At 36.9% G+C, this 10,304-nt stretch carries 11 protein-coding genes, 1 tRNA gene and 1 rRNA gene; 10 read left to right on the top strand and 3 right to left on the bottom strand.

Going from position 1 to position 10,304, the window contains the following annotated elements:
• The 6 genes from rrf to tsaD form a co-directional block, all read left to right on the top strand.
• Positions 1 to 111: ribosomal RNA gene (gene rrf / locus ACTQ5K_RS24635) — 5S ribosomal RNA — on the top strand; the annotation flags it as partial.
• Between the two features lie 20 nt (positions 112 to 131).
• Positions 132 to 205: transfer RNA gene (locus tag ACTQ5K_RS24630), tRNA-Met, on the top strand.
• A gap of 282 nt (positions 206 to 487) precedes the next feature.
• Entirely contained in the window at positions 488 to 943 is a 456-nt protein-coding gene (tsaE, locus tag ACTQ5K_RS24625) for a tRNA (adenosine(37)-N6)-threonylcarbamoyltransferase complex ATPase subunit type 1 TsaE (protein WP_031540014.1), read from the top strand.
• Entirely contained in the window at positions 940 to 1,656 is a 717-nt protein-coding gene (gene tsaB / locus ACTQ5K_RS24620) for a tRNA (adenosine(37)-N6)-threonylcarbamoyltransferase complex dimerization subunit type 1 TsaB (protein WP_031540013.1), read from the top strand. Before tsaE ends, tsaB begins: the two co-directional genes overlap by 4 nt.
• A complete protein-coding gene (rimI, locus tag ACTQ5K_RS24615; protein ID WP_031540011.1) occupies positions 1,656 to 2,102 on the top strand; it encodes a ribosomal protein S18-alanine N-acetyltransferase in 447 nt (148 codons plus the stop codon). The genes tsaB and rimI overlap by 1 nt, the downstream gene beginning before the upstream one ends.
• On the top strand, positions 2,099 to 3,136 hold the full coding sequence (gene tsaD / locus ACTQ5K_RS24610; protein WP_048716472.1) for a tRNA (adenosine(37)-N6)-threonylcarbamoyltransferase complex transferase subunit TsaD: 1,038 nt from the start codon (positions 2,099 to 2,101) through the stop codon (positions 3,134 to 3,136). Before rimI ends, tsaD begins: the two co-directional genes overlap by 4 nt.
• 189 nt (positions 3,137 to 3,325) lie before the next feature.
• Here the strand turns inward: tsaD and ACTQ5K_RS24605 are convergent, their stop codons facing one another.
• Positions 3,326 to 5,254, bottom strand: a complete 1,929-nt coding sequence (locus ACTQ5K_RS24605; RefSeq protein WP_031540009.1) for an ABC-F family ATP-binding cassette domain-containing protein — start codon at positions 5,252 to 5,254, stop codon at positions 3,326 to 3,328.
• A 140-nt stretch (positions 5,255 to 5,394) separates the two neighbouring features.
• Here ACTQ5K_RS24605 and moaC point away from each other — a divergent pair, with 140 nt between their 5' ends.
• Complete coding sequence (gene moaC / locus ACTQ5K_RS24600; protein WP_048716474.1) at positions 5,395 to 5,880, top strand: cyclic pyranopterin monophosphate synthase MoaC; 486 nt, start codon at positions 5,395 to 5,397, stop codon at positions 5,878 to 5,880.
• A gap of 38 nt (positions 5,881 to 5,918) precedes the next feature.
• Positions 5,919 to 6,587: a redox-sensing transcriptional repressor Rex gene (locus ACTQ5K_RS24595; protein ID WP_031540007.1), complete on the top strand. Its 669-nt coding sequence runs from the start codon at positions 5,919 to 5,921 to the stop codon at positions 6,585 to 6,587.
• Positions 6,588 to 6,697: 110 nt separating this feature from the next.
• Here ACTQ5K_RS24595 and ACTQ5K_RS24590 read toward each other — a convergent pair whose 3' ends face one another.
• Positions 6,698 to 6,919: a YdiK family protein gene (locus tag ACTQ5K_RS24590; protein WP_031540006.1), complete on the bottom strand. Its 222-nt coding sequence runs from the start codon at positions 6,917 to 6,919 to the stop codon at positions 6,698 to 6,700.
• 1 nt (position 6,920) lies between these two features.
• On the bottom strand, positions 6,921 to 7,655 hold the full coding sequence (locus ACTQ5K_RS24585; RefSeq protein WP_048716480.1) for a CPBP family intramembrane glutamic endopeptidase: 735 nt from the start codon (positions 7,653 to 7,655) through the stop codon (positions 6,921 to 6,923).
• Positions 7,656 to 8,012: 357 nt separating this feature from the next.
• On the opposite strand from ACTQ5K_RS24585, the gene groES reads away from it, so the two are divergent.
• Both groES and groL read left to right on the top strand, forming a co-directional pair.
• Entirely contained in the window at positions 8,013 to 8,297 is a 285-nt protein-coding gene (gene groES, locus ACTQ5K_RS24580; protein ID WP_031540004.1) for a co-chaperone GroES, read from the top strand.
• A 72-nt stretch (positions 8,298 to 8,369) separates the two neighbouring features.
• Positions 8,370 to 10,004 carry a chaperonin GroEL gene (gene groL, locus ACTQ5K_RS24575; RefSeq protein ID WP_048716483.1) on the top strand — a complete coding sequence of 545 codons (1,635 nt, stop codon included), beginning with the start codon at positions 8,370 to 8,372 and terminating at the stop codon, positions 10,002 to 10,004.
• The last annotated feature ends 300 nt before the right edge of the window (positions 10,005 to 10,304 follow it).

Here is a 10,304-nt window from a genome sequence, read left to right as displayed (position 1 = left end):
GCGATAGCGAGAAGGTCACACCCGTTCCCATACCGAACACGGAAGTTAAGCTTCTAAAGCGCCGATGGTAGTTGGGGGTTCTCCCCCTGTGAGAGTAGGACGTCGCCAGGCTTTTATACTTTTAATATCGTCGCGGGGTGGAGCAGTCTGGTAGCTCGTCGGGCTCATAACCCGAAGGTCGCAGGTTCAAATCCTGTCCCCGCAATCAAACAATGAAAAAAATCCTTAGGAATAACCTAAGGATTTTTTTGTTCGTCTAAGAACCTCCAAAATGGAGAGACTGTGGATATCTAAGTTAAACAGACTGATAAATGAATGAAAAAAAGTATAATAGATTGATTTGAATGGATATTTTGTATTTCTTTTAGGATTATGAAACAAACTATTCTGTTTCCTCAAAAAAACAAGGAGACTTGCTTTAGACTCATAGGTTTATTGAGTATAATAAAAGATATACCATTATTAAATTTAATATTAGGAGTAATTTATGAAAAACTTTGAGTGGAAGGCAGATAATGTGGAAGAGACGATTAGTTTTGCTGAGCGAATTGGCTTGCTTTTAAAAGCAGGGGATGTAATTACTTTAGAAGGGGATCTTGGCGCTGGCAAAACAACTTTTACAAAAGGAATCGCGAAAGGATTAGGAATAGCTAAAACGGTTAATAGTCCAACCTTTACAATAATAAAGGAATATCAAGGGATATTACCGTTATATCATATGGATGTCTATCGATTAAAGGATAGTGAGGAAGATTTAGGCTTTGAGGAGTATTTTGAAGGGGATGGAGTTACTGTTGTGGAATGGGCCCATTTAATTGAGGACCAACTGCCAATAGAATTTTTGCAAATTCAATTGTTTTATGACGACACTTCAGGAAGGAAAATAGTTTTATTCCCTAAAGGTTCTCGCTATATGCAATTATGTAAGGAGATATTTGAATGAAGATATTAGCAATAGATACGTCAAATTTTGTTTTAGGTATTGCTTTATATGAAGATGGAAAGGTAATTGGGGAATATATCACTAACCTGAAAAAGAACCATTCGATTAGAGCGATGCCTGCGATCGAGCAATTAATGAAGGAATGTGATATAAAGCCAAAGGATCTCTCCAAGGTTGTAGTAGCAAAAGGACCTGGATCTTATACAGGCGTTCGGATTGGGGTTACGATTGCAAAAACACTTGCCTGGACATTAAATATTCCATTAGTAGGTGTTTCTAGCCTAGAAGTACTTGCTGCATCTGTAGGACGATATTTTGATGGTTATGTGTCTCCACTATTCGATGCTAGAAGAGGACAGATTTATACAGGGTTATATCATTTTACAAGTAATAAAGTGGAAATAATAAAAAAGGATCAATTGATTTTATCTACAGATTGGGTTCAGCACCTTGCTCCATTGAAGAAAAGCATATTATTTGTTGGGAATGATTTACCTCTTCATGAAGAAACCTTAAAGGACGGATTAGGTGATCTTGCTTATTTAGCAGATGGAGTGGATTTTAATCCGAGACCTTCTATCCTTGCTATGTTAGGAGAATCAAGGCCAGCTGAAGCGATACATATGTTTACACCTAATTATATACGGTTAGCAGAGGCAGAGGCAAATTGGCTGAAAGCAAATAAAAAAGAGATAAAGGAAGACAGGGGATAATGTCAGCATTTGAATTTCGCTATATGACAGTTGCGGATATCGATGATATTTTTAAAATCGAAATGATTTCTTTTACTACTCCTTGGAGTAAAGAGGCTTTTTATAATGAGCTAACACAAAATCGATTTGCTAAATATATTGTAATCCAACATGAAGAAGGGCTTGTCGGGTATTGTGGAGTATGGATTGTTGTAGATGAAGCTCATATTACAAATATAGCTATTCTGCCAGAGTACAGAGGAAAAAAGCTCGGTGAAACGTTACTTATAAAGATAATGGATGAGGCAAGGCAGCTTGGTGCTACTTCTATGACATTAGAAGTCCGTGTGACAAATATGGTGGCACAAAATTTATATAGAAAACTAGGATTCCAAAACGGTGCAATTAGAAAGAAGTACTATACAGATAAACAAGAAGATGCTTTAGTAATGTGGGTGAAATTATGAAAAATAATAATGATTTGATTATATTGGGTATGGAAACAAGCTGTGATGAAACAGCGGTTTCTATTGTAAGAAATGGATCGGAAATCCTTTCAAATATTGTAGCTTCTCAAATTGAAAGCCATAAGAGATTTGGTGGAGTCGTTCCAGAAATTGCTTCAAGACATCATGTGGAGCAAATTACGCTTGTAATAGAAGAAGCGCTCTCCCAAGCGGATGTCACTTATGAAGAAATCGATGCAATTGCTGTAACAGAGGGACCAGGTTTGGTAGGAGCTCTTTTAATAGGAGTGAATGCTGCTAAAGCAATAAGTTTTGCACATGATATCCCACTTGTGGGTGTACATCATATTGCTGGGCATATTTATGCCAATCAACTTGTGGATAAATTAGAATTCCCTTTATTAGCACTAGTGGTTTCTGGTGGGCATACAGAATTAGTATTAATGAGAGAGCATGGTCATTTTGAAGTTATTGGAGAAACAAGAGACGACGCTGCTGGAGAAGCCTATGATAAGGTTGCGCGAACACTCAATCTTCCTTATCCAGGTGGCCCTCATATTGATCGACTAGCGACAGAAGGGAATGCTGCTGCTGTAAAGTTGCCAAGAGCATGGATAGAAGGAACCTATGATTTTAGTTTTAGTGGATTGAAATCAGCAGTTATCAACACTGTGCATAACGCTGAGCAACGTGGAGAAGTTATTAGACCTGAAGATTTGGCAGCTAGCTTTCAGGAAAGTGTTGTGGAAGTATTGGTATCAAAGACTGTCGAAGCAGCAGAGCAGTACCAAGTGAAGCAAGTTGTATTAGCAGGTGGGGTTGCTGCTAATAAAGGACTTAGAACTGCTCTTATGGATAAGTTTAAAAAGATGAATTCCGTAAAATTAACGATACCACCATTAGCTTTATGTACAGATAATGCGGCAATGATTGCTGCAGCAGGAACCATTTTCTTTGAAAAAGGGCAGCGATCAAGATTGGATTTGAACGGAAACCCAGGATTAGATATAACAATCCACAATGGAATGGAGTAAGACTTTGGCACTATATGCGTCACTGTGAATAAATATGATGTTATATACATACGCTGTGGATAATGTGAATAATTTATTATGTATTTGTGGATAATGTGGGTAAATATGTGGAAAGTTGATAAAACAATCCTTGATATGTGGATAATAATGTGGAAAAAAAGTACTGGGTAAATAAATACCCAGTACTTTTTACTTATCTGATAATTCGGTCCATTCATCCATTAACCGTTCGATTTGATCCTTTAACTGTTCAAGGCTTTTATTTAACTCTAAGACCTTTTCGTGATCTTGGAAAATTTCAGGTTCGCATAGAAGAGCTTCCTGTTCTGATACTTTTATTTCTAGCTCCTCAATAGTTGTTTCTATTTCTTCAATTCTTCTTAATCTTTGACGTTCTAATTTTTGCACTTCCTTGCTCATTTGGTAAGAGCTTTTCTCTTCTGTCCCTGTATTTTGTGCTTGTTTTACAGCAGCATTTGCTTCTAATGCCTGAATTTCTGCTTGCTCCAGCTTCTTTTCCACATAATAATCATAGTCGCCTAAGAATTCTGTGGATCCACTCTTATCTAATTCAATCACCTTTGTTGCAATTCTGTTAATAAAATATCTGTCATGGGAAACAAAAAGAATGGTACCTGGGTAATCAATTAAAGCATTTTCGAGTACTTCTTTACTGTCTAAGTCTAAATGGTTTGTCGGCTCGTCCAAAATTAAGACATTTGGTTTTTCCATCATTAGCTTAGATAATGCGAGACGTGCCTTCTCTCCACCACTTAATGAATTTACTATTTTTAAAACATCGTCTCCTGAAAATAAGAAATTGCCGAGGACAGTACGGATATCTTTTTCAGGTGTCAGTGGAAAGTCATCCCATAATTCATTAAGGACTCGTTTATTAGAGGTAAGTTCTGCTTGTTCTTGATCGTAGTATCCAATCATGACATTTGAGCCAAGTGCTATCGAACCAGCATGTTTTGGCAGCCTATCAATGATTGTTTTTAATAGCGTTGATTTTCCAACACCATTTGGGCCAACTAGGGCAACACTTTCACCTCTATTTATTTGGAAGGAAATATGCTCAGATACTGAATTATCTTTATAACCAATGGAAAGATCATTAATTTTTAATACATCATTTCCTGTTTGTTTTGTAATTTCAAAGCCGAAGGAAGCAGATTTTTCATTGCCGTCTGGACGATCGATTCTATCCATTCTGTCCAATGTTTTTCTGCGGCTTTGTGCTCTTTTGGTAGTAGACGCTCTTGCTAAATTTTTTTGAATGAATGTTTCTAGTTTGGCAATTTCATCTTGTTGCTTTTCGTAAAGTTTCATTTCTCGCTCATAATTTGCCGCTTTTTGCTCAAGATAACCGCTATAGTTACCAATAAACTTTTGAATATGGTGTCTTGATATTTCGTACACTTGGGTCACTACTTTATCAAGGAAATAACGGTCATGGGAAACGATTAATACAGCACCCTTATAACCTTGCAAGTATTGCTCCAACCAAGATAATGTTTCAATATCTAGATGGTTTGTTGGTTCGTCTAGTATGAGAATATCTGGTGTAGTTAGTAGAAGCTTTGCTAGTGCTAATCTTGTTTTTTGACCACCACTTAACGTAGAGATTTTTGTACTGTAATTGAATGTACTAAAGTTTAAACCATGTAAAACGGAGCGGATATCTGCTTCGTATTGATAGCCACCGCTTTCTTTAAATTCAAATTGCAGGTGGTCATATTCCTTTAAAATTCGCTCAAAAGCATCTGGGTTTTCGATTGTATTGGGATCGGACATCTTTTGTTCCAGTTTTCTTAAATGTTTTTCTTTTACTTGAAGCTCATGGAAAACTGTTAACATCTCATCCCAAATGGAAAGGCTTGATTCCAAACCTGTGTTTTGAGCTAGATAACCTATTTCGACATTTTTGGGCTTTATGATTTCACCGGAGTCATAGGATAATTGCCCAGCGATAATTTTCAATAAGGTAGATTTGCCAGCGCCGTTTCTTCCCACTAGAGCGATTCGGTCTCTCGTTTGTACTTCTAATTTTATATTTGATAAGATAAGTTCAGCTCCAAAATGCTTAGATAGCTGATTTACTTGTAATAGTATCATTTCTTCACCTCAGGGGATTATGTACCATAAGTGTAACCTATAAATATGTTATCCTGCAATAAAAGGGGAAATGGGAAAAAAGTGATAATAAATACACATTCTCTTTAAAATAGTGTATCATTTTGCTTAGAGGTGTTATTATGGGGGAGTTTACACATTTTAATCAGGAAGGCCATGCGAAAATGGTTGATATATCAGAAAAAAGTGAAACCGCTCGCATAGCTGTTGCTCTATCTAGTATTAAAGTAAGTGAAGAAATTTATGAGAAAATCACAAAGCAGGAGATAAAAAAAGGAGATGTACTAGCTGTTGCCCAAGTAGCAGGAATAATGGCTGCTAAAAAAACAGCTGACATCATACCTATGTGTCACCCAATTATGTTGAAGGGTGTCGATATATCATTTCAATGGGAAGACGATGCGGAAGATTTTCAATTGATTATTTCCGCAACCGTAAAGACAGTCGGAAGTACAGGTGTGGAAATGGAAGCATTGACTGCTGCATCTGTTACAGCTTTAACGATTTATGATATGTGTAAAAGCTTGGATAAAGGGATGGTAATTGGCAACACCTATTTAGTCGAGAAATCAGGTGGAAAAAATGGCGATTACAAAAGAGAGCAGTAGAATAACTGCTAATTTTTATATATAGGTAGGGGATAAGTATGCATAATGAGGTAATGAAAATACCGCAGGCAACAGCAAAGCGGTTACCATTATACTATCGCTTTTTAAAAAATTTACATTCATCAGGTAAGCAGAGAGTGTCTTCTGCTGAATTAAGTGAAGCAGTGAAGGTCGACTCTGCCACAATAAGACGGGATTTCTCTTATTTTGGCGCGCTTGGAAAAAAGGGATATGGATACAATGTAAACTATTTATTATCATTTTTCCGTAAAACATTAGATCAAGATGAACTAACGAAAGTAGCTTTAATTGGTGTTGGTAATTTAGGGGTTGCCTTTTTGAAATATAACTTCTTAAAAAATAATAACACAAAAATTGAAGTAGGATTCGATGTTATAGAAGAAAAGATTGGCACTTTAGTGAACGATGTGCCTATTCATCATATGGATGATTTAGAGAAGGTTCTGCAAGAGAATGGTGTTGAAGTAGCAATACTAACGGTACCAGCACATGCAGCACAAATTATTACAGATCGTTTAGTAGAGAGCAATATCAAAGGAATATTGAATTTTACTCCTGCTCGCTTAAATGTGCCAGCGAATGTGAGAGTACATCATATTGATTTGGCTGTGGAGCTGCAATCGCTTGTTTATTTCTTAAAGCATTATCCTACGCCAGATGTAGAGGCAGAGGAAACGGAAGAATAAAAAGGAAATGCGTGTATAAGGGTGTAGCGGAAACTACATTCTTATACACGCATTTTTTTTAGAAAGAATTAAAAAGTGGCCCGTTGATTTCCACTCTTAATTATTTTCTATCATTGTTTCGGCTTTTTTCTATCTGTTTGGTTTTTTTTCAGGAAAAAGTGAAAGTTGATTAATTTTATTCCTGATCCGATGTCAAAGGTTGCCAGGATGACTAGTAAATACGTATAGAATCCCCATTCTTGATTTAATTGTAAATCGTGGATTGCAAAATACGTAAAAAGAGCTCCAAAAATAATATATAGAACTCCTGAAAATAACGGTGATCTTCTCATTTTATAAAAATCCTCCAATAAATTGTGTTACGCCCGAGTATTTTTCCTGCCATTCGATAATTTTGTCATAGTTTAATTGCAAAATTACTACGAGTGTGTTCATTGCGACATGGGCAAAGATTGGCACAAGGATTCTTTTGGTTTTTACATATAGGAATGCAAAGGTAAAGCCCATGCTTGCATATAGAAGGATGTGGACAAAATCTCTATGAGCAACTGCAAAGATTAGGGAACTAATTAGTGCAGAAATGAAAAATCCGAATCGCTGATATAGGGAACCGAAAATGATTTTACGAAATACAATTTCCTCTAGAATCGGTCCAATAATACTTACTACTATAATCACAAGAGGTGCTGCGTTGATAAGCTGCATAATTTGTTCTGTGTTTTCTGATCCTTGTTTTATGCCTAATTGCTGTTCAATGATTCCGGCAAAGCTTTGGGCAAATAAAGACAGAAATACCCCACCAATTGCCCACCCAATAGAGGAAGGAATGCTCATTACATCTGAACGCATCGGATTACTGACTTCCTTTCTTAGCAAAACAAGACAGATAATTAAGGCGATGATAAAACTAAATATTAGCCAAATAATGTTAGATTGGAATTGAATCGCTTTGGAAGCTGGATTGTATCCAAGTAAACCAGCAATAAAAAGAATGACCGGAACTCCAACAAAAGTGGAGAGCTGCATGGCGATGTAAGTTATTAAAATAATCCAATATTCTTTTTTCAAAATAAAAGCTCCTTTAGATAATTGATAGGTTTAAAAAAATGTGTGAAAGGAATATATCAATGTTAATCTGTTCTTATTATATTTGAGCAAAGAGACAATCATACTTCCTATTCTACTAATAAGCAGTGCTCTGTTTCAAATAGTAACAACTAAAATAATAGAAAGTGTGAATATTTAAAGCTTTAACGTATATACTCTCTAAGGGAAATAGAAACTAGAAAAAAATTTACGAAAAAATAAGTCTTGTCTCTTGCATTATGAGAAAAGATTAATTAATATAATAATTGTGTTAGCACTCATAGTGATTGAGTGCTAATAAGAAAATAAAATGTATATAATTTGAGGAGGTTGTTTCACTTGTTAAAGCCATTAGGAGATCGCATTATTATTGAGCTTGTTGAAACAGAAGAAAAAACTGCAAGTGGTATCGTATTACCAGACTCTGCTAAAGAAAAGCCTCAAGAAGGCAAAGTAGTAGCTGTAGGAACTGGTCGCGTATTAGAGAGCGGAGAGCGTGTAGCGCTTGAAGTATCTGTTGATGACCGCATTATCTTCTCAAAATACTCTGGTACTGAAGTGAAATACGAAGGGAAAGAGTATCTAATTCTTCGCGAAAGCGACATTTTAGCTATTATTGGCTAATTCAATTTTAACATAAGAGATTACGTAATAAAAAAATACATGAGATAACAATACTTGAGGAGGTTTTTCAAAATGGCTAAAGATATTAAATTTAGTGAAGAAGCTCGCCGTGCTATGCTGCGTGGGGTTGATGCTCTAGCAGATGCTGTAAAAGTAACACTTGGACCAAAAGGACGCAACGTGGTTCTTGAGAAAAAATATGGCTCACCACTTATTACAAATGATGGTGTAACAATCGCAAAAGAAATCGAATTAGAAGATGCATTTGAAAACATGGGGGCAAAACTTGTTGCAGAAGTAGCAAGCAAAACAAATGATGTTGCAGGGGACGGTACAACAACTGCGACAGTTCTAGCACAAGCAATGATTCGCGAAGGACTTAAAAACGTTACAGCAGGTGCTAACCCAATGGGTATCCGTAAAGGGATGGACAAAGCGATTGCTGCTGCAATTGAAGAGTTAAAAGCTATTTCTAAACCAATCGAAGGCAAAGCTTCTATTGCACAAGTTGCTGCTATTTCTTCTGCTGATGAAGAAGTAGGACAATTAATCGCTGAAGCAATGGAGCGTGTTGGTAACGACGGAGTTATCACAATTGAAGAATCAAAAGGTTTCACTACTGAATTAGATGTAGTAGAAGGTATGCAATTCGACCGTGGATACGTATCTCCATACATGGTTACTGATTCAGATAAAATGGAAGCTGTTCTTGAAAATCCATATCTTTTAATTACAGATAAGAAGATTTCGAACATCCAAGAAATCTTACCAGTATTAGAGCAAGTAGTTCAACAAGGGAAACCATTATTAATCGTTGCAGAAGACGTAGAAGGCGAAGCAAATGCTACATTAGTATTAAATAAACTTCGCGGAACATTCACTGCAGTAGCTGTTAAAGCTCCTGGCTTTGGTGATCGTCGTAAAGCAATGCTAGAAGATATCGCTGTTTTAACTGGCGGTCAAGTAATCACAGAAGATCTTGGCTTAGAGCTTAAAACAACCTCTATTGAGTCTTTAGGACGCGCTGCAAAAGTAGTCATCACAAAAGAAACTACTACAATTGTAGAAGGTGCTGGTTCAACAGAAGATATCCAAGCACGTGTAAACCAAATCCGTGTTCAATTAGAAGAAACAACTTCTGAATTTGACCGTGAAAAATTACAAGAACGTCTTGCAAAACTTTCTGGTGGTGTAGCAGTAGTAAAAGTTGGTGCTGCAACGGAAACAGAATTAAAAGAACGTAAATTACGTATCGAAGACGCTCTAAACTCTACTCGCGCTGCTGTGGAAGAAGGTATCGTAGCAGGTGGTGGTACAGCTCTTCTAAACGTATACAATAAAGTAGCTGCTATCCAAGCAGAAGGCGACGAAGCAACTGGTGTAAACATCGTTCTACGCGCAATCGAAGAGCCAGTTCGTCAAATCGCATTCAACGCAGGCCTAGAAGGATCTGTAATCGTTGAGAAATTGAAAAACGAACCAGTAGGAACAGGCTTCAACGCTGCTAACGGCGAGTGGGTAAACATGATTGAAGCTGGTATTGTTGACCCAACTAAAGTTACTCGTTCTGCCTTACAAAACGCAGGAAGTGTAGCTGCTATGTTCTTAACAACAGAAGCTGTAGTTGCTGATAAACCTGAAGAAGGTGGCGCAGGTGCTGCAATGCCTGATATGGGCGGCATGGGTGGAATGGGCGGCATGATGTAATAAGGCCCTCAAACCCTTGGTATGACTGGGTTTTGGAGTAAGATGAGAGTGGTTTGCTAACATTTTGCTAATATTGAAGTTAGACAACGGAGGCTTCTCAAAAGTTTAAGTAAACTTTTGAGAAGCCTCTTTTTTATTTTCTAGTGTTCCTTGTAAAAAAGTATATTGTAATCTTCTATAACTAGTAAGTTTTAAAAACCTTTTAATCCCTGTAAGGCAAAGTGAATGGGTTTTCCAATCGCTTGATTTAAGTATGGCATGTTCTGACGCACGGTTTCTGTTACTAATTTTGTGGGTATT

Source organism: Niallia sp. Sow4_A1, from assembly GCF_052116745.1.
In the GTDB taxonomy this organism is placed as follows: domain Bacteria; phylum Bacillota; class Bacilli; order Bacillales; family Cytobacillaceae; genus Niallia; species Niallia hominis.
This window is presented reverse-complemented; position numbering and strand designations above follow the sequence as displayed.

Excerpts from the sequence above, each read along its gene's own strand:
- tsaE (WP_031540014.1), top strand. The coding sequence starts at position 488 with ATGAAAAACTTTGAGTGGAAGGCAGATAATGTGGAAGAGACGATTAGT.
- tsaB (WP_031540013.1), top strand. The coding sequence starts at position 940 with ATGAAGATATTAGCAATAGATACGTCAAATTTTGTTTTAGGTATTGCT.
- rimI (WP_031540011.1), top strand. The coding sequence starts at position 1,656 with ATGTCAGCATTTGAATTTCGCTATATGACAGTTGCGGATATCGATGAT.
- tsaD (WP_048716472.1), top strand. The coding sequence starts at position 2,099 with ATGAAAAATAATAATGATTTGATTATATTGGGTATGGAAACAAGCTGT.
- ACTQ5K_RS24605 (WP_031540009.1), bottom strand. The coding sequence starts at position 5,254 with ATGATACTATTACAAGTAAATCAGCTATCTAAGCATTTTGGAGCTGAA.
- moaC (WP_048716474.1), top strand. The coding sequence starts at position 5,395 with ATGGGGGAGTTTACACATTTTAATCAGGAAGGCCATGCGAAAATGGTT.
- ACTQ5K_RS24595 (WP_031540007.1), top strand. The coding sequence starts at position 5,919 with ATGCATAATGAGGTAATGAAAATACCGCAGGCAACAGCAAAGCGGTTA.
- ACTQ5K_RS24590 (WP_031540006.1), bottom strand. The coding sequence starts at position 6,919 with ATGAGAAGATCACCGTTATTTTCAGGAGTTCTATATATTATTTTTGGA.
- groL (WP_048716483.1), top strand. The coding sequence starts at position 8,370 with ATGGCTAAAGATATTAAATTTAGTGAAGAAGCTCGCCGTGCTATGCTG.